The organism is Anabaena sp. EIM26, from assembly GCF_057568715.1.
The window spans coordinates 735,801-754,458 of record NZ_CM172472.1 but is presented as its reverse complement, the minus strand read 5'-3'; the positions used below and the strand labels follow the sequence as shown (position 1 = coordinate 754,458).

The 18,658-nt window shown below is 38.2% G+C and carries 17 protein-coding genes and 1 pseudogene; 11 read left to right on the top strand and 7 right to left on the bottom strand.

Features of this window, described 5'->3' with window-relative positions; translation table 11 throughout:
• Positions 1 to 48: 48 nt before the first annotated feature.
• Both AC012T_RS03160 and AC012T_RS03155 read left to right on the top strand, forming a co-directional pair.
• Positions 49 to 822: an RNA methyltransferase gene (locus AC012T_RS03160; RefSeq protein ID WP_487063010.1), complete on the top strand. Its 774-nt coding sequence runs from the start codon at positions 49 to 51 to the stop codon at positions 820 to 822.
• A gap of 200 nt (positions 823 to 1,022) precedes the next feature.
• Positions 1,023 to 2,552, top strand: a complete 1,530-nt coding sequence (locus AC012T_RS03155; protein ID WP_487063008.1) for a serine hydrolase — start codon at positions 1,023 to 1,025, stop codon at positions 2,550 to 2,552.
• A gap of 70 nt (positions 2,553 to 2,622) precedes the next feature.
• Here the strand turns inward: AC012T_RS03155 and dprA are convergent, their stop codons facing one another.
• Positions 2,623 to 3,735 carry a DNA-processing protein DprA gene (dprA, locus tag AC012T_RS03150; protein WP_487063006.1) on the bottom strand — a complete coding sequence of 371 codons (1,113 nt, stop codon included), beginning with the start codon at positions 3,733 to 3,735 and terminating at the stop codon, positions 2,623 to 2,625.
• Positions 3,736 to 3,825: 90 nt separating this feature from the next.
• Positions 3,826 to 4,482, bottom strand: coding sequence for a DUF2301 domain-containing membrane protein (locus AC012T_RS03145; protein WP_487063004.1), 657 nt, complete (start codon positions 4,480 to 4,482; stop codon positions 3,826 to 3,828).
• 469 nt (positions 4,483 to 4,951) lie between these two features.
• Here AC012T_RS03145 and AC012T_RS03140 point away from each other — a divergent pair, with 469 nt between their 5' ends.
• The 3 genes from AC012T_RS03140 (at position 4,952) to pirA (ending at position 7,294) form a co-directional block, all read left to right on the top strand.
• A complete protein-coding gene (locus tag AC012T_RS03140; RefSeq protein WP_487063002.1) occupies positions 4,952 to 6,538 on the top strand; it encodes an ATP-binding protein in 1,587 nt (528 codons plus the stop codon).
• Between the two features lie 346 nt (positions 6,539 to 6,884).
• Complete coding sequence (locus AC012T_RS03135; protein ID WP_487063000.1) at positions 6,885 to 7,052, top strand: hypothetical protein; 168 nt, start codon at positions 6,885 to 6,887, stop codon at positions 7,050 to 7,052.
• An 86-nt stretch (positions 7,053 to 7,138) separates the two neighbouring features.
• Entirely contained in the window at positions 7,139 to 7,294 is a 156-nt protein-coding gene (gene pirA, locus AC012T_RS03130) for an arginine synthesis PII-interacting regulator PirA (protein ID WP_487062998.1), read from the top strand.
• Positions 7,295 to 8,058: 764 nt separating this feature from the next.
• On the opposite strand, the gene AC012T_RS03125 is transcribed toward pirA, so the two are convergent.
• Positions 8,059 to 8,253: a hypothetical protein gene (locus AC012T_RS03125; protein ID WP_015216787.1), complete on the bottom strand. Its 195-nt coding sequence runs from the start codon at positions 8,251 to 8,253 to the stop codon at positions 8,059 to 8,061.
• 269 nt (positions 8,254 to 8,522) lie between these two features.
• Here AC012T_RS03125 and AC012T_RS03120 point away from each other — a divergent pair, with 269 nt between their 5' ends.
• Positions 8,523 to 9,665 (top strand): SGNH/GDSL hydrolase family protein, encoded by a 1,143-nt coding sequence (locus AC012T_RS03120; protein WP_487062996.1) that lies wholly within the window; start codon positions 8,523 to 8,525, stop codon positions 9,663 to 9,665.
• Positions 9,666 to 9,765: 100 nt separating this feature from the next.
• Here the strand turns inward: AC012T_RS03120 and larE are convergent, their stop codons facing one another.
• Both larE and hrmK read right to left on the bottom strand, forming a co-directional pair.
• Positions 9,766 to 10,596 carry an ATP-dependent sacrificial sulfur transferase LarE gene (larE, locus tag AC012T_RS03115; RefSeq protein ID WP_487062994.1) on the bottom strand — a complete coding sequence of 277 codons (831 nt, stop codon included), beginning with the start codon at positions 10,594 to 10,596 and terminating at the stop codon, positions 9,766 to 9,768.
• A gap of 190 nt (positions 10,597 to 10,786) precedes the next feature.
• Positions 10,787 to 12,640, bottom strand: coding sequence for a hybrid histidine kinase/response regulator HrmK (hrmK, locus tag AC012T_RS03110; protein WP_487062992.1), 1,854 nt, complete (start codon positions 12,638 to 12,640; stop codon positions 10,787 to 10,789).
• Positions 12,641 to 12,807: 167 nt separating this feature from the next.
• On the opposite strand from hrmK, the gene AC012T_RS03105 reads away from it, so the two are divergent.
• On the top strand, positions 12,808 to 13,674 hold the full coding sequence (locus tag AC012T_RS03105) for a branched-chain amino acid ABC transporter permease (RefSeq protein WP_487062990.1): 867 nt from the start codon (positions 12,808 to 12,810) through the stop codon (positions 13,672 to 13,674).
• 21 nt (positions 13,675 to 13,695) lie between these two features.
• On the opposite strand, the gene psaX is transcribed toward AC012T_RS03105, so the two are convergent.
• Together psaX and lipA are read right to left on the bottom strand one after the other, a co-directional pair.
• Positions 13,696 to 13,812 (bottom strand): photosystem I protein PsaX, encoded by a 117-nt coding sequence (gene psaX, locus AC012T_RS03100; RefSeq protein ID WP_015216781.1) that lies wholly within the window; start codon positions 13,810 to 13,812, stop codon positions 13,696 to 13,698.
• 165 nt (positions 13,813 to 13,977) lie between these two features.
• Positions 13,978 to 14,888 (bottom strand): annotated as a pseudogene (lipA, locus tag AC012T_RS03095) (lipoyl synthase).
• A gap of 440 nt (positions 14,889 to 15,328) precedes the next feature.
• Here lipA and AC012T_RS03090 point away from each other — a divergent pair.
• From AC012T_RS03090 to AC012T_RS03075, 4 genes are all read left to right on the top strand, one after another.
• Positions 15,329 to 15,907, top strand: coding sequence for a response regulator (locus AC012T_RS03090; protein WP_438890898.1), 579 nt, complete (start codon positions 15,329 to 15,331; stop codon positions 15,905 to 15,907).
• A 290-nt stretch (positions 15,908 to 16,197) separates the two neighbouring features.
• Positions 16,198 to 16,731, top strand: coding sequence for a methanogen output domain 1-containing protein (locus tag AC012T_RS03085; RefSeq protein ID WP_487062987.1), 534 nt, complete (start codon positions 16,198 to 16,200; stop codon positions 16,729 to 16,731).
• 60 nt (positions 16,732 to 16,791) lie between these two features.
• The gene (locus AC012T_RS03080; protein ID WP_487062985.1) at positions 16,792 to 16,953 is read left to right on the top strand and encodes a hypothetical protein; all 162 of its coding nucleotides are present in this window, start codon (positions 16,792 to 16,794) and stop codon (positions 16,951 to 16,953) included.
• 48 nt (positions 16,954 to 17,001) lie between these two features.
• Positions 17,002 to 18,438, top strand: coding sequence for an ATP-binding protein (locus AC012T_RS03075; RefSeq protein WP_487062983.1), 1,437 nt, complete (start codon positions 17,002 to 17,004; stop codon positions 18,436 to 18,438).
• The last annotated feature ends 220 nt before the right edge of the window (positions 18,439 to 18,658 follow it).

The window sequence follows — 18,658 nt, the reverse complement described above, 5'->3', positions numbered from 1 at the left end:
CTTACTTAGTACTCGGTACTCAATACTCATTTAGCAGGAGGAGTAAATATGGGTTTGGCTGGAATCAGAATTGTGTTGGTAGAACCAGCAGGACCCTTGAATTTAGGCTCAATTGCTAGGGTAATGAAAAATTTTGGTTTATGTAACCTAGTATTAGTTAATCCGCAGTGCGATCGCTCTGCTGATGATGCTCTAAAAATGGCAGTTCATGCCAAAGAAATTTTAGAATCTGCGGTCATAGTAGACACATTACCACAAGCATTGCAAGGATGCGTGCGTGCGATCGCTACCATAGGCCGTGATTACAGCGGAGAAATCCCCCTAGAAAACCCCCGCACTACCTTACCCTGGCTATTAGAAGAACCAGAAAAGCCAGTAGCCTTGATTTTTGGTAGAGAAGACCGAGGACTAAGCAATGAAGAAATCAATTATGCCCAAAAGTTAGTTTTCATTCCCACAAGTCCCATTTATCCATCCCTAAATTTAGCTACAGCTGTCTCCATCTGTTGTTACGAATTATCACAATTAGCAGAAATATTTACAACACCGAAAATACCTCCTACAGAAATCGCACCTTTGGATATTGTGGAACCTTACTATCAGGAATTGGAATCTCTACTATTATCCATAGGTTATCTTTACCCCCATACAGCAGCTAGTAGAATGGAAAAATTCCGTCACTTGTATAATCGCGCTCACATCCAAACTACTGAAGTTGCTCTGTTACGCGGAATTCTACGACAAGTAGAATGGGCATTGAAGGAGGCAAGAGGTAGGGAGCAGGGAGCAGGGAGCAGGGAGCAGGGGGAAAATTTTTCATAACTTCTTTCTTCCCAATCACCAATCACCAATCACCAATCACCAATCACCTAACTAGCAACTTAGGTTAATATGACTTAAACTGAGCAGAAAAAAGCTACTTAATCCCAGAAGTTTATCTGAGTATATCAAGGTGCGGGAAGATTCAATTTTGGGTCGAACATCTACAAACAAAACAGTTGAGTGGGTAACAAGGAGGAGTAGTGTCAGAATCAAGTGACAAACTAATAGCTGTCTCAAGACAGCAACCTTCACAGCGTCGTCGCCGTCCACGTCAAAATCAAAAGGCTGGACAAACACCCGTTGTCAAGAAACAGCAACAGGTTATAGCTAGAGGCGAAAGTGTGGCGCTAACACGGCTTAACAACAATAATATCATTCCTCCGGCTTTCCCCTCTGAGGGGCGAAGACCACGCTCCAAGATAGTTATGCCAACAGCTGTTAAACCCATCCCTAAAACTAAGGGCAAGATGCCACAACCGGGTACTGCAAAGTTGAAGACAGTACGTGTACCAAAGCAAGGAAAGCCAAAAATAGATAGGCGAGCATCTCGCAAAACTCGGTTAAAGCCAATGGCTAGAACCATATTGTATACGTTGCGGTTGTTGATTGTGGGCATCGGCTTAGGTGCAATTGTTGGCACGCTGTTGTCAGTATTAGACCCTGCTAATCGCATCACCACATCTTCTTCCCCATCTCAGACTAACGCGGGACAATCTCCAACACAATCTCCAACTAATTCCTCTGTCGCCGCTTCCAGTTTATATTTATCCCAAGAAATTATCCCTTTAAAAACCGATGTGCAGAATTTAGCAGCGGCCAATCCAAATCTGACCCCTGGGGTGTTCATAGTAGATTTAGATACTGGGGCTTATGTGGATATTAATGGTACTGCTAGTTTTTCTGCTGCCAGCACGATTAAAGTACCAATTCTCATTGCTTTTTTTCAGGATGTAGACGCGGGGAAAATACGTCTGGATGAAATGCTGACTCTGCAACAAGAGATGATTGCAGGTGGTTCTGGAACTTTACAGACGAGTACAGCAGGTAGTCAATACACTGCCCTTGATGTTGCCACAAAGATGATTACCATCAGTGATAACACAGCTACAAATATGCTCATTGCCAGATTGGGAGGTCAAGAGGTGCTGAATGAGCGTTTTCGCAGTTGGGGATTAGCAACTACAATAATTCGCGCTCCACTTCCAGATTTACAAGGTACAAACACCACCAGTCCTAGAGAATTGGGTAATTTAATTGCGGCACTCAATCAGGGAAATATGGTGAGTATGCGATCGCGCGATATCATGCTTGATATTATGCGTCGCACACAAAGAAATAATCTTCTACCTTCCGGCTTAGGAGAAGGAGCAAAATCATACCACAAAACCGGTGACATCGGCACAATGTTAGGAGATGCAGGTTTAATTGATATCCCCACCGGCAAGCGTTATATAGCTGCTGTTATGGTACAACGTCCCAACAATGACCCTGCTGCTGAAAAACTGATTGGTTCCATCTCTAGTGCCGCTTACCAACACTTTAGCCAAACTCCTATCACACCCCGGACTCCCACAAATAATCCACCAACCACTAATTTTCAGCAACCGGTTCAACCCTTTATTCAACCCCAGGTGATGACTCCAATAGTACCTAACGGAACAGTTAACAACGCCCCTATGGGTACTTATCCAGCCCCTGTGATGACTCCACAATATTACCCACCACAATAAACAATTCAAAATTAGAACGTGAACAGATTGCAGAAAATATGACTTTTTAAACCTGAAACAAAATCTTCTCTCAACATTTTTGATATCGCATTCCTGGTAATTGCGAAACTAAACCCATGAGTTCTAACTGTAATAAAGAACTAGAAACTAAACCAGCATTCATACCTGTTTTCTGCACAATAAAATCAAAAGATAAAGCATCAATAGATAGAGTATCAATTACCTGTTGTAATTCTGCTGATAAATTAGGTAAAGGAGCAGATTTAACTAATGGTATCTCTACATCTATTTTGGGAATTGCCCCCAACATTGTTAATAATTCACTTAATTGCTGATTAATAATACCAGCACCTTGACTAATTAATTTTAAACAACCTTGTGATGGTTGATCATCAACTCTTCCCGGTAAAGCATAAACATCTCTACAAAATTCATTCGCATAGGTAGCCGTAATTAATGCACCAGATTTTATCGGTGCTTCTATAACCAATACTGCACGACTTAAACCAGCAATAATGCGATTTCTTCTCGGAAAATGGGTGCGGTTAGGTGCAGTTTTCGCCGGATATTCACTAATTACTATTCCAGAAGTCAAAATTTCTTTATATAAATCTCGATTTTTATGGGGATAAATGACATCTACACCAGTTCCCACAACCGCTATCGTTCTTCCTCCAGCTTTCATTGCTGCTGAATGACTTTCTGTGTCTATTCCTTCGGCCATTCCCGAAACAACAGTAAAACCATTTTTTGCTAAAGCGGTACTAATTTGACGAGTCCATTTAATTCCATATTCTGTAGGTTGACGAGTTCCCACAATTCCCACTAGGGGTTTTTGTCCCGAATTTTCTTGTAAATCGACTTCACCGCGATAGTACAACAGTGGGGGTGGACTGGGTATTTCTCTCAATAGCTGGGGATATTCTGTGTCTGCTGGTGTCCAGAAATGAGGGTTTACTTGTTGGTGTTGGGCAAGTAGTTGTTGAGGATTTAAACGGGTTCTTTGTTGAACAACTTTTTCTAGTGTTTGAAATCCAAAACCTTCTACTTTTCGCAATTCCCCTGGACTTGCTTTCCAAGCGGTTTCTAAATTCCCAAAATGTTGTTGTAATCTTTGCAGTAATACTGGCCCCACACCAGAAATTTGTGACCAGGATAACCAATATGCACTTTCTTCTCTCAAGTTTTTCCCCTCATTTGTAGGATTTTTATTGCCTAATTAGTTTTATTGCTCATATTTCAAATAACCGCAAAGAACGCAGAGGAAAGAGAGTTAAATTTTTGCTAACCGTTGATTTTTTAAATAATCAAATACAGATTTATCCCCAATATCTGCGGGAATCGCTTGTACTGTTTTTCGCAATGCAAATACTAGAAAGCAAATTGCCCAAATTCCTAATAAAACCTGTTCAGCTTGAGTTGATAAAATTCCTGTTAAATGTCCTAATAAAAGTAGAGGTACAAGGGGAGTTAAGATTTTAGTTTCTAACCGATTGAAGCAAAAACCTTCTTTGAAAAAGATCCCTGTTAATGCTGCGAAAGTAAACCCAACTCCGAATAAAGTCAGAGGTTCATTATAAACGGTAATCGCAAAAGGTTGGCTATCAAAATGTCCAAAAATAAATGCGGAAATGCTGCCAATTACCCAGAAAAGTTGTAAAATTCGGTGCAGAGATGCCATATAAATATGGATGGTTAACAAACTGACACCTAGTGCAAGACTAAAACAGGTATAGAGTGGGGTAATTGCTTGAATTGCAGCAGGTTGAGGAGAGAATAAAACTAACCCGCTACCGATCGCAAAACTCACCGCAGCTACCATTAAACCTGTACGATAGATGATCACACTTGTGCGATCGCTCTCTGTAATTGTAAAATTGCCAAACTGGCCTTGATATACTTCTGGTGCAGATATTGTTTGTGTAGTCATATTACATAATAGATGATATTGTTAACGAGCTTCTATAGCCATTCTATATGATTTATGCAGATTTACCCAAATCTCATACACCCAACCACAATTCAAAATTCTGTACCCCACATTTAGCAGAAGTAACGCATTAATTTTTTTAAAGATCTGAAATGATTACGAGAAAATCTTTCAATGTTTGATTTTTCCCAAATTAATAATTGTTGAACCTGCTTTAATACCTGTGGAATCTGAAATACAATATGGGCAATCACAATCATCACATTAAATATTAAAAAATTGTTAAAATAAAATATCCGCCAGTATTTTTGACGAAGAATCTGCTATTATTTTTTACTAATACTCAGAAAAATATCACAAAATACGTAAAGTAATAAAGCAATAGCTTTATTTTTTGCGTGAAAAATTATCAATCTGAAGCATAACTGAATCATCTGCAAATCATGATGATAATCATGTACAAACAATGATGAAAAAATTAAATCAATATTTGCCCCAGTACAATCTGTGGCTAAGTAAATATCGTATTATTTTACTTTCTTCTACTTTATTTCTGAGCTTCGATGTAGGAGTTCTTATACCTAATTTTATTATATCTTCCCAATTACAAGAAGATGCTGTAATTATTAACTTGGCTGGTCGTCAGAGAATGTTATCACAGAGAATTGCCAAAACTCTTTTACAATTACAGGTTGCACAAACATTAAACCTTCCCACAGCAGCCACAAAAGAAGAATTAACAAAAGCCTTTAATAAATTTGATGAAACTTTAACAGGATTTTCTTCAGGAAAAGTTGTCACTGGTAGTGATGAAAAACCCGTTTTTATTAAAAAATTGGAAGATGAGAAATCTAAAGAACTGGTTATTCAAGCTCAAGCAATCTGGAATATGTATAGAGTAAAAATAACCCCTATAATTTCATCGGGAACGCAAATTTCATCCCCTATATTAACAGAAGCTGTAATTTATTCTAGTACAAATAATATCAAATTATTAAATTTAATGAATGATCTAACTACAGAACATCAAAATATAGCTAATCAAAGAGCGCATACATTACAGATTATTCAGATTACTGGATTAGTAATGGCATTAATTAATTTCTTTATATTGCTTTCACAGAGCCTAAAGAAACTAACAGACAGCGATACTCAAATGGCAGAAACTCTAAAGCAATTAGAAACAACCCAACTCCAACTTATCCAAAAAGAAAAAATGTCCAGCTTAGGCCAACTAGTTGCTGGAATAGCCCATGAAATTAATAATCCTATTAATTTTATTTCACCTAATATTAATCACGCTCATAAATACATTTCAGATTTATTAGAATTGATAGAACTCTACCAAAAACATTACTTAGAACCAATACCAGAAATAGATGAATTTATCCAACTAATTGATCTAGATTTTCTGCAATCAGATTTACCAGAACTACTAAAATCAATGAAAAATGGTACAACTCGTATTCAACAGATTGTACTTTCTTTAAGAAGTTTTTCTCGCTTAAATGAAGCTGAACTCAAGCAAATTGATATACATGAAAGTATTGATAATATTCTAATTATTCTTCAAAACAGATTGAGTTATAAATTAAATCAACCTAATATAGAAATTATCAAAGAATATGATCAATTGCTACCATTAATAGAATGTTATACTGCCAAAATTAATCAGGTTCTATTGAATATTATCACCAATGCTATTGATTTTTTGGAAATGACACCATCACACATCAATCCTAAAATATCCATTACTACTAAATTTATCAAAAATAATTATGTCTTAATTTGTATTGCTGATAATGGTATTGGGATACCAGCAGAAAATCAACAAAGAATCTTTGACCCGTTTTTTACAACTAAGCCAGTAGGAAAAGGTACTGGTTTAGGATTATCTATTAGCTACAAAATTATTGTTGACGAACATCACGGTCAAATAAGCTGTAGTTCTACTCCTGGAGAAGGTACAGAAGTCCAATTAGAAATTCCTATTGTTTATTCACTAGATAATTACAGGACTTACGCAAAACAGAATGGAAGTAGGGGTAATTCATGAATTACCCCTACCCAAGAATCAGGTTTTGAGTCCAATCTTGCGTAAGTCCTAAATTATAAAAAAATATAAATTTAATTATTCTAGGACTTACTCATTGATAAAATCTATCAAATATAAATTATGAATTTTATATCTTGTAGGGTGCGTCAGACCCGATAATTTAGTACACAACAGATTTTTTCTATCTGACGCACCGAACTAATATGCTATTCCAAAAGCCTGAAACTAGGCAATTTCGTTCACACATATCATGTGAAGTTGGTACAGTGCGGAAGTCCTATGTTCTTTAGACATAAGTGTAGAAAATTAAAAGTGCGTTTTTTTAGAACCCTTGTAGAGACGTTCCATGTATAGAGAGATTCTCATCTCTACATTCTTTGCAGGAGATGCTTTTTCACAAAAAAATCGCCTAAAAGCAATTAAGCTGATTGGCTATCTTAACAGTGGAGGAACTGCCAACGGCGAATTTATAGAGCCTCTGGTACTCTACATGAGATTATCCAATATACAATAGTTAACTTATTTCTGTAACAACAGCTACAAAATATGTGCTATGTTATGAATACAAAACATAGATATAAGCTTAAAGGAGTTATCCCTATGAGTAGCAATCGAGTGCAAGTAGCCAGAAAAACAGAAGAAGCCCACAGAGTGAATATTCAGAAAACCTTAGAACATCGCTTGGAAGTAGCCAGATTAAAGGGTGATGAAAACCTAGTTCGTCAGTTGGAAGCAGAAATGGCATCTTACAGCTAAATCAAGTTTTTAAATTTAATATGCATTCTTGGGGGTAAAAGTTTAGTAACTTTTATCCCTTATTATTTAGGGCTTTACAGCAAGCCCTATTTAGACATAACTAGTGAAAATTAAATTTGCTAAGAATTTATAATTTTTTACGTAAAAAAATATTATCAGTATTATCTACTGCTCCCACTTTTATCAACAGGTGAAAATTAAGAATATTTTTGTTAATTATGCAGTGAATTTAGTAGTTGTCAAACACCACATCTCAAAACAGATAGCAGAAAAATTTGGAAGCCTTATAGCCAGAGTAGGCAAAATTTACTCAAAAATGGCTATAAAGCTAATATTTGTCCTAGTGGACATGAAATTCCGGAAAAATTCCCGAAGGATAACCAGGTAGCAATTTCGCCGAATTTGCTAAAAATTGCCAACACTGGATTAAATAGTGCTTATTTTCGCCCTGTAAATAAGCGAGAAAAAACCCCATCTAGTTAAGTTATCCTTTGGGTTTTTTTTGAGTTCTTTATTCAGTTTGTAACTTTTGACGGATATCTACTTCTAGATACCTGATCAGGTTCTAAAACAGCGGATTTTATTGCTGAAATTCAACAATGCCGAGAGATATCTCTGGAACTGAAAGAGGTTTATTTAATGGGATGCTGCTATGGATTTAGCAGAGAGTCCATGCTTGAGTTGTCGTGGTTTTACTATCATCTCAATTGCAGTCAATATTGTTGCACTTGAAGATTTTAGAATTTAGACTCCTCAAGACAGATTCATATATCACCATTAACCTGCATTTGATGGACTTGATCTGCTAACTCTTGACGACCTTGATCATCCAATTTGTCAATTGCTAACATCCCCATGAGAATAACCTCTTTTAGGGTTAGACGTGTAGAATGTGCCTGTTTTTGCACAATCTCTTTAATGATTGGACTGACACCAATTGCGGTACTAGCTCTAGCCACGGAATAAAAGGAAACATTAATGACTTCGCATAAATCTTAGCACTTTAAACGACGTTATTCTAATTTTGGAAAAATTTTAACTAAGTTGTAAATAATAATAAAAAATTTAAGCTGCCAAAAACACGTTATTTTTTATACCTAAACTTAAGGAATTACATCCTCATGGGGGATATTGATACAGCTGTAAGGAAAGTAAAATTTTCCTGAATTCAGCCTGAACAGGCTGTCATAAGGAAAAGTAGTGAGTATTTACAAGGAAAGAAAAAACGATGAAGGAACCTTATCTGTTGGCAGCAAGCTTGTTAACAGGGTTGACAGTACCAACATCGGCTCTCCCAAAGATGTCGAGTGTCCTACCAGAAAATACTGATTTTTTGGTAGATTTAACACCACATTCACAGTCACAAGTAGGTGGAAAAGTTATCAATAATGTTGACATTTCTTTACCAGAATTTAGTGGTCAAGCTACTTCTACGCCAAGGCGTTCACAGCGACAAGTACGTGAAAAAAGTATCTCTTTACCAGAATTCAGCAGCCAAGCTGTATCCACATCTGAGAATTCGCAGCGAGAAGCAGGTGAGAAAATTACCCCCAGTCTTGACATCTTGTTGGCAGAATTCACTAACTATATTTTGCCAACACCCATAAAAACATCACTGAACTTCAGTTCCCAAAAAACCAAACAAACTTCTTTATCTGGGAGTCAACTGTACTACCTAAGATTAGCGTCACTAAAAACCGGTCAGATTTACACACGCGTGGATGATGACGATTTATCATCCTCGTGGAAGTCAGCTAAACAATATAAACTCAGTTATCAAGATTGGAAAAGCTTATTAGTTATGGAAGCTAGGGCTATTTCCCAAGGTCAGGGTACAAATCGCTTGAGTATCTTGGTGGGTGATTCTCTGAGTTTGTGGTTTCCTAAAGAAAAGCTGCCTTCTGGTAAATTATGGCTAAATCAAGGCATATCTGGAGATCGGTCTGAGGGTGTATTGAGAAGAGTGGGAGCATTCTCGACAACACGTCCAGAAGTGATTTATTTGATGGTTGGGATCAATGATTTACTTAGAGGTGCTAGTGATGTTTCCATTTTGCGTAATCACCGCCAGATTATTCGTAATTTACGCCAAACTCACCCAAAAAGTCAGATTATGGTGCAATCAATTTTGCCGATTCGCCGGACTATAATTCCTAACAAGCGTATTCGTCATCTCAATGCCCAAATAGCCTTGATTGCTAAACAAGAAGGTGCAAATTATCTGAATATCCACAATTGGTTTACAGATGTTGAGGGTAATTTACGTTCAGACTTAACAACAGATGGGGTGCATTTGACCCTAGAAGGATATGATGTGTGGCAAGCTGCTCTACAGCAAATAGAGTTTAGAGTCGCTCAAAGCCTGAATTGAGGGTAAATGTAGGTGACAGGCAACAGGTGACAGGTGACAGAGTTAAAAGTCTGTTGATGTCTTCAGCACCTTGATAGTTGCTATATCACTAATTTTCTAGTTAAGATTTATTACCCACAGTTTCCCGATTTAAAACCTGATTTAATTTGCCGCTGCGATAACCTTCTAAATCTAAGGTGACGTAAATAAATCCCAAATTCTGAAATGCAATAACTAAAGAGGATAAATCTGTGGTTAAGACAAATTTTTTAATTTGTTCTGGAGATAATTCAATGCGTGCGGTGTCTTCTTGAGAACGTACCCGCAAATTGTCCCAACCGAGATTGCGTAAATAAATTTCTGCTCTGCCGACTCGCTGTAACTTGGCTATGGTAATTTCTTCCCCATAGGGAAAGCGAGAGCTCAAGCAAGGTTGGGCTGGTTTATCCCACCAAGGTAAACCGAGTTGTTGAGAAAGTTGACGGACTTGGGCTTTAGTGATGCCAATTTCTGCTAAAGGCGATCGCGCACCTCTTTCTTTAGCTGCCTGAATTCCGGGGCGATAATCGTGCAAATCATCGGCGTTTACCCCATCTACCACATAGGGATAGCCTAACTCTAATGCCAAAGGTTTGAGTGTATCGTGTAGTTCACTTTTGCAAAAATAGCAGCGGTTAACAGGGTTAGATGTGTAATTGGGATTTTCCATTTCGTGAGTCTGGACGATTTTATGGGCAATCCCAATGCTTGCGGCTTGGGCTTCTGCGTCTGCCAACTCTTCTGGTAACAGCGATGGAGAAACAGCCGTTACAGCCAAAGCGCGATCGCCCAACACGTCATAGGCAATCTTAGCCACTAATGTACTATCAACGCCCCCAGAGTAGGCAATCAGCGCCTGCTCCATTTCTGCAAATAAAGCTTTTAATTGCTCCAATTTTTCTGTCATCATCATTTCCCAATCCTGCCAAAACCTTATAGCACCTGACAACTATTATTGTAGTCATCCATCGTTCCCATGTTTTCGGTCAACATAAATAGGGCTTGCTAAAAAAGTTTTTTGGTTATAAGTCAAAATCAGCACTCAATACTAACTGCTCGGTACTCGGTACTCGATACTCAATACTCGGTACTCAATACTCGGTTCAGCTATACTTGGCCACCATATTACCTAAAAGTTGTAAATCTATGGGTTTGGAAATATAGTCATTGACACCAGCAGCTAGACAGGTTTCTCTATCTCCTTTCATGGCCATTGCTGTTTGGGCAATTATTGGGATTTTTTGATATTGGGGATTGTTTCGCAGTTGTTGCACCAAGTTCAAACCATTGCCATCTGGTAGACTTACATCCATTAAAATTACTGCTGGTTGTAGCTGTGGCAGAGTTGTCCACATTTTGTCTGCATTTTTGACACAAGTTACCTGATAACCCAATCTGTTTAAATAAATTTTTATTAATTCCGCATTAGCTACATCGTCTTCTACCAACAAGATTTTTGGCGAGGTATTGAGAGAAATAATAGAATCAGAGAGAGAACCAGAATAATTACTTGTTTCTTTACTAGCTTCTAAATCCTTTTCTGCCTTGACTTCTATTGCTTCCAAAACTTTTCCCCTTGGCTGGAGGGGAAGGGAAATTGTGAAATAGGAACCGCGATTTACTTCTGATTCCAACTCTAAAGAACCACCGTGAATTTCTACAAGCCGCTGAGTCACCACTAACCCCAAACCAGTACCTTCATTGGTTTCAGCGGCAGAGTTAATAATTTGGCTATAGGGACGAAATAGTAGAGATTGGTTTTCTGGAGATATGCCAATTCCAGTGTCCCAAATTGTAAAACGTAAATATAAATCTTGTGTAGCTACCCGTAAACCAACACTACCAGTATTTGTAAACTTAACGGCATTGAAAAGTAAATTCAATAGCATTTGTTTGAGTCGCAAAGGGTCTGCTAGTAGTGTGTTGACATCATCGTCTATTTCCAGAAGCAGCTTCAAACCCTTATTAGCAGCTTTCTCTTTCACCAAAGCTAAAACATTGCGACATAACGATGGCACATCAACCATTTCCCATTGCACTTCTAGCTGATTGGCTTCGATTTTAGAAAGATCCAAAATATCATTAATCAGACATAGCAAATGCTTACCACTGGATTGGATGATGTGTAAATATTCTTGGTGACGCTGTTTGTCTGGTTCGTAACCTTGTGCTAAAAGCAGATGGGTGAATCCGATGATAGAACTCAGAGGAGTGCGAATTTCGTGGCTGGTATTGGCTAGAAACTGGTTTTTAAGTAGATTGGTGCGTTCCAGTTCCTGATTAAAGTTAGCTAATTGTTGACAATGTTGTTGCCAAGACTGTAATTGCCTCAGTTGTGCCAAAGCTGTATTGCAGTAACCGACTGTTCTGGTGATTAATTGCGATCGCAGTTGAGGCAGTTGAGTTGGTGATGAGTCGATGGTGTCACTATCATGATTTGACTTAGTTGTGGCAATAACTAACCACGTCATCACATTGCTAGAATCATCCACTATACGCCAAGCAAGCGCAGGCTTTTGTCTCTCCATTTGCTGCAAGTCTTTTAGTTTGATGGCAGCTTTTAATCTCAACCGCAGTTTTTTTCCGGCTTTGAGTCTTATTTCTGGGATTGGTATTCCGGGGGTAGAAGAACTATGAGAAACATAGCAAATATTACCGACTATTTCTTGTGGTTGACATTGGGCGATACCTACTACAAATTCCGTCAACTCTTTCCAACTACTATTTAAAGCGTTGTAGAGTTCATTAACCACAGTTTGAAAAATCTCTGCTTCGGTTATTGTCGCCTGTGGCATCGGTTCAGCAGATGAAAGCAGGCAATCATTGAGACGACTCTGCAAATGATTCAACCTGCGTTCTAACCACAAGTTATCCCGCAGTTGCTGGATTGTTGTCAAAACTGTTGGCGTTCCATTTATCTGTGAGTTCTGTTCTGGTAAGCTTGAAGATTGCTGCATGGTCAACTAGACCGCCAAGAAAATGCGAACTGGATTTTATGTATATTAACGAACAAATCTTTTTAAATTGAAAAACATAACTGCATAGTGTCAATTGTAACGGTTAATTAAACACTTTGTAGAAGGAAAGTACCGTCTTAAAAATTTCTTCATAGTAATTTAAAACAATGGATGCACAATTTATTCAATTAATTATCAACGGGATTGCTGTGGGCAGCATTATTGCTCTAGCCGCAGTAGGACTCACTCTTACCTATGGAATTTTAAGATTATCTAATTTTGCTCACGGTGATTTTCTCACATTGGGAGCTTATCTGACCCTGATCGTCAATGCTATGGGGTTAAATATTTGGCTGTCGATGATTCTAGCGGCTGTAGGAACCGTGGGAGCAATGTTATTGTCTGAAAAATTACTATGGTCAAGGATGAGATCTATTCGTGCTAGTTCAACAACACTGATCATTATTTCTATCGGACTGGCTTTATTTCTCCGCAATGGGATTATTTTTTTCTGGGGAGGTAAAAACCAAAACTATAATCTGCCTGTCACCCCGGCTTTAGAATTTGGGGAACTAAGAATACCACAAAATCAAATATTGGTACTGGGATTAGCCGTTCTGGCAATTGTGTCGTTACATTACTTGCTGCAAAATACCAAAATTGGTAAAGCGATGCGAGCCGTTGCCGATGATTTAGACTTAGCCAGAGTCTCAGGTATCAACGTTGATAGAGTAATTCTCTGGACTTGGGTAATTGCGGGAACTTTCACTTCTTTGGGTGGAAGTATGTATGGTTTGATTACCGCTGTTCGACCAAATATGGGCTGGTTTTTGATTTTACCCTTATTTGCTTCTGTAATTTTGGGAGGTATCGGCAACCCCTATGGCGCGATCGCAGCAGCTTTTATCATTGGTATAGTTCAAGAAGTCAGTACCCCTTGGCTAGGTTCACAGTACAAACAAGGTGTAGCCCTATTAATCATGATTTTGGTGCTGCTCGTTCGTCCCAAAGGTTTATTCAAAGGCACGATGTGAGCAGCACCAGTTCACGTTTAACTAGTCAATGATGTGGAAGTAGTAAGCCGCTACCAAGAAGTTGATAGCCAACAGTAGCAACGCCCAACTTGCACGAAAAACATAAGTAGGTTTAGCAGCTTTGCCTTTAGAAGTCATAATTTTGGTTCTCCTGATTTTGATGACTTTTTAACAAATAGCAAACAGAAGCACCAATTCTTCAGAATCTTTAAAAATATTTTTGTAGAGATGGGTATTGGGTATTGAGGACTAGGGAGAAAAATTAATTCTTTCTTCTGCCCCCTGCCTGTCACCTGTCACCTGTCACCTGTCACCTTCTTCCCCAGCATGGTATGAACTCCGCACCAAGGGGCCAGAACGGACATGACTAAATCCCATCTCTCTGGCTATACTGCCAAGTTCGTCAAATTCTGCTGGAGTCCAGTATTTTTGTACAGGTAGATGTTCTAAAGAGGGTCGCATATATTGACCAAGGGTAATGCGATCGCATTTTACAGCCCGCAAATCTGCCATTGTCTCAATTACTTCCTCTTTACTTTCTCCATGTCCCAGCATCAAACCTGATTTAGTAGGGATACTGGAATCAATGTTTTTAACAGTTGCCAGAACTCCTAAAGAGCGATCGTACTTCGCACCCCGTCTTACAGGCCCCGTTAATCTCCGCACAGTCTCAACGTTATGATTAAAACAAGCCGGTTTAGCAGTAACAATCATAGCTATCCTTAGGCTTTGCCCTGCTTCCCCAACACCAGCACCACCCCACAAATCAGGTGTCAGCACTTCAATTTGAGTTTCTGGGTTTAATTGGCGGATAGCCTCCATCGTTTTCACAAAATGTCCAGCACCCCCATCAGACAAATCATCACGAGCTACAGAAGTCAATACCACATAACGCAAGCCCAAAAGCTGGACTGATTCCGCTACCTTTTGTGGCCCTCTTCATCTACAGCCATCGGGGCATGACCTTTATCTACCTGACAAAAAGCACAAGACCTAGTGCAAGTTGGCCCCATGAGTAAAAAAGTTGCAGTTTTTTGGGCATAGCACTCCCCTCTGTTGGGACAGCGGCCTTCTTCACAAATCGTATGAATTTGGCGCTGCTTAATAATACGTTGTACGGTAGAAATTTCACTAGCTTTGCCAACAGAACGACGTAACCAGCTAGGCATAGCCGCAATTTTCAATTTGAGTTCGGCTTGTCGAGAAAAAGTCATAGACATCCCAGTAAGATACAAAAATAAAGATAAAAGATATACTAATTCAGAAAGGCAGGAGGGTAGAAAAGCTTGTTTTATCAGCTTTTGAACCTTGTTGAAGGGTATAGTTATTTTTGCGACGCTGCACTAGTGCGGGTGAGCAGAAATTATTTATTACCTAAAATAACCTCAAAAGCCTGTATGATAAGACTTGTAGAGATAAACCTACTAGCAACTGAATACTGACATTAGTTTAAGTTTTTTAGTTCATGGAATTTCTATGATACAAATTGATCACAACGCAAACAGAAGTTTTACAAACTACTTGTTTTTTTGACACTTATACAGAAATATACTCTCCCCCAATTTACATAAATCTTGTATATAGTGGGAGAATTCTTAATGTCAATCGGCAAACTAGCCATCTAAACATAAAGTCTCTGGTAGAGTAATCAGTCGTGGCAAACAAAATTTTAGTTATTGATGACACTACAGTTGTCAGGGTAAAAGTTAGAGAAATGTTGCCTCCGGGCAATTTTGAAGTATTGGAGGCAAAAGACGGCTTAGAAGGATATAATCTCATCCTTAACGAAAAAGTCAGCCTGATCATGTTGGATTTTATTTTACCGAAAATGAGTGGGTGGGAAGTTTTTCAGAAAGTTCAAGCCCATTCAGAGTTAAGCAAAATTCCTTTGGTGATCATGTCTGGCCGTAAGGAAGAGGTAACGGAAAAAATACCTGAACCATTTGAATATTTTGAATTTCTCAATAAGCCTTTTGACCAAAGACAGCTGATTACTGCTATTAAGTCAGCAATGGCCAAGGCTACTAAAAAAGCTCGTATTAATACTGAGCAATCAATGGTTGCTCCTGCGAGACAAGAAACAGTAGCTGCAAAACCTAATTCCGCAGTAGGTAGTTCTGATGCAGAAATACAAGCTCTGAACGCAAAAATGGTGAAGATGCAAGCAGAGATTGATAGCCTCAAGAAACAGCTAACTCAAGTTGTGACATTTATTAAACAGAAAATTAAGTAGTATTTGCTCTTGCGATGATCTTTACCACCCAAAATATTCAGTCAAGCAACACGGCTATAGACTGAGCAACCCTGCCTATTTGTACTTAGTTTCAGAGAATGGCAGGTTTTTTTTGGTTAGAGACAGCTTAATAACATACTTCCAAATAAAAAATATCCGCAGAGGAGAAGAATACAAATTTAAGAATGTCAGATTTTATATGGTTTTCTAAGTGTATAATCACTAATTATTCATACAATATTTACTTACGAACCATTTTATAGAGTTTAGAAAATAGAGTTTCAAAATTTATGACCCAATACCCTCAGCAATCATTAGATAACATCAATGTCCCTTTAGAGCGTGATGTTTTTTTACGTACTTTAATTAGAGAATTATCAGGTACATTACAGGACGTAGTAGGGTTAGAAGAAGCTGCTGGATTTATTAGCGTGGTTGGTGAAAGTATGGGTAGGCAGATTAACCAAGATTATAAGTCTGCTCTGAAAGTATCCAATCTTAGCCGTGAGCAAGTTGTTAATGTCTTGATTGATTTGAAAAAAAGAATCCAAGGCAGTTTTTATGTCATTCATGAGAATGATGAAAAAATTGTCTTTGGAAACCATAACTGCCCATTTGCAGAAAAAGTAATTGATCGCCCTGCTATGTGTATGATGACTTCAAATGTATTTGGAACTATTGCATCTGATAATTTGGGATACGCCAAAGTAGAGTTACAAGAGACAATAGCACGGGGTAATACTGGATGTAGGATTGTAGTCTATCTAAAAACAACACCAGAGTCAGAAGATGCACCAGGTAGAGAATATTTTCAATCATTATAAACTCTATACAGCAGAATTCAGGAGTCAGGAGTTCGGAGTTCGGAGTTCGGAGTTTCTCCTATGCCTACGGCACGGCTTCGCCGAACGGAGACGCTACGCGAACGGAGTCAGGAGTCAGGAGTAAAACTGGCTTTGTATATAGGTTTGAATTTAGATTTTGTACCTCCTAACTACGCAAACTGCTATCAATTCATCATTATTCAGCCAATGTTGGATTATTAGATTATTGCATTTATGTAAAAATGCTTAAAGATTCAAAATATAAACCGCATGACTCCTGAACAGTTTCTTGAATTTGCCAGAGTTTTGCCAGAACCTTTACTGTTAGTGAATAGTGATGGTCAGATACTAGCCACTAATCAACCAGTAACAGAGATGCTAGGATTACGCCGTCAGGAATTGCAAGAAAAAATGATTTTTGATCTTGCAACTGAGCCTCCCCATAAAATTTCTGCATACCTGAAAGCTTGTTCTCGTAGCCGCGCAATGATTTTGGGTTCATTGACTTTACACAATAGTGATGGAGAAACATTAGTGTGTCGTTGTCAAGGAGCAGTTATTCAACCTTGGTCTAATCAATCTTTAGCGCTAATTCTTCTGCGGTTAGAACAGAAAAAAGCAGCCAACATTAACTTTGTTTTGCTTACTAATAAAATAGATGAATTAGCCAAAGAAATCCAGGGACGTAAACAAGCAGAAGCAGCACTTTTAAAGGCAAATCAAGAACTAGAATCCAGAGTTGAGGAACGGACAACTGCCTTAAGGCAAACATTAAAGGAGTTACAACTTGCTCAAACCCACCTGATTCAATCTGAGAAAATGTCTAGCTTGGGTCAAATTGTGGCTGGTGTTGCTCACGAAATTAACAACCCTGTCAGCTTTATTCATGGTAATCTTGATTATACTGAACAGTATATTGAAAATTTGTTAAAATTATTAGAAAAATATCAAGAATATTATCCAAATGCTCCTCAAGAAATACAAGATATGAGAGAGGAGATAGATGTAGATTTTATTGTAAAAGATATAACTCAAATTGCCCATTCTATGAGAGTGGGAACACAACGTATTCAGACAATTGTGCAATCGTTACGTAATTTTTCTAGGCTTGATGAATCTGAACTTAAGCAAGTGGATATACATGAGGGAATTGAAAGCACTTTAATGATTTTGGCACACAGATTGAAAGGTAAACATTATAAATATCCAGAAATTAAAGTTATCAAAAAATACGGTATGCTGCCAAATATAACGTGTTATCCTTCTAAACTTAACCAGGTATTTATGAATCTTATTACTAATGCAATTGATGCATTAGAAAATTTTGTTGTTAGTGATAATGGGTCAATATTAGATTTCAAAAAACCTGAACAAAAAATAGAAAAAAGAAATGAACCAACTATTTATATTACTACTGAATTATTAGATGATAAATGGGCGGCAATCAGTATTGCGGATAATGGTTTAGGAATTGAGGAAGCATTACATAGCAAGCTATTCAATCCTTTTTTTACAACAAAACCTGTAGGCAAAGGAACAGGACTTGGTTTATCTATTAGCTATCAAATTGTAGTCAAAGAACATGGGGGATACCTGACCTACAATTCTATACCTATGAAAGAAACCAAATTTGAGATTAAGATTCCCATCCATACAATCAATAAAACGGCTTGCTATGGTGAGGAAGGGAGCATCCCAAATGTGTAAGTTTACTGTCTGTCAGGTTTCATTGCGCTTCGCTTCATTCAGCATCTCGCGAGATTCTCAAAGCCTACGGCACGCTGCGCGTTCACAAAGTGTCCCAAAGGGATAAGCTTCACTCCGTTCCGTATGGCTAACGCCACACTATGCCTACGGCACACTACGTGAACGTGAACAGAATGACAATTTGCAATGTTTTTGCTTTCATTGGGATGCTCCCGTGAAG

Excerpts from the sequence above, each read along its gene's own strand:
- AC012T_RS03120 (WP_487062996.1), top strand. The coding sequence starts at position 8,523 with ATGAAGGAACCTTATCTGTTGGCAGCAAGCTTGTTAACAGGGTTGACA.
- AC012T_RS03080 (WP_487062985.1), top strand. The coding sequence starts at position 16,792 with ATGCCTACGGCACGGCTTCGCCGAACGGAGACGCTACGCGAACGGAGT.
- AC012T_RS03105 (WP_487062990.1), top strand. The coding sequence starts at position 12,808 with ATGGATGCACAATTTATTCAATTAATTATCAACGGGATTGCTGTGGGC.
- AC012T_RS03160 (WP_487063010.1), top strand. The coding sequence starts at position 49 with ATGGGTTTGGCTGGAATCAGAATTGTGTTGGTAGAACCAGCAGGACCC.
- pirA (WP_487062998.1), top strand. The coding sequence starts at position 7,139 with ATGAGTAGCAATCGAGTGCAAGTAGCCAGAAAAACAGAAGAAGCCCAC.
- larE (WP_487062994.1), bottom strand. The coding sequence starts at position 10,596 with ATGATGATGACAGAAAAATTGGAGCAATTAAAAGCTTTATTTGCAGAA.
- AC012T_RS03145 (WP_487063004.1), bottom strand. The coding sequence starts at position 4,482 with ATGACTACACAAACAATATCTGCACCAGAAGTATATCAAGGCCAGTTT.
- psaX (WP_015216781.1), bottom strand. The coding sequence starts at position 13,812 with ATGACTTCTAAAGGCAAAGCTGCTAAACCTACTTATGTTTTTCGTGCA.
- AC012T_RS03085 (WP_487062987.1), top strand. The coding sequence starts at position 16,198 with ATGACCCAATACCCTCAGCAATCATTAGATAACATCAATGTCCCTTTA.
- AC012T_RS03075 (WP_487062983.1), top strand. The coding sequence starts at position 17,002 with ATGACTCCTGAACAGTTTCTTGAATTTGCCAGAGTTTTGCCAGAACCT.
- AC012T_RS03135 (WP_487063000.1), top strand. The coding sequence starts at position 6,885 with ATGTATAGAGAGATTCTCATCTCTACATTCTTTGCAGGAGATGCTTTT.
- hrmK (WP_487062992.1), bottom strand. The coding sequence starts at position 12,640 with ATGCAGCAATCTTCAAGCTTACCAGAACAGAACTCACAGATAAATGGA.
- AC012T_RS03140 (WP_487063002.1), top strand. The coding sequence starts at position 4,952 with ATGAAAAAATTAAATCAATATTTGCCCCAGTACAATCTGTGGCTAAGT.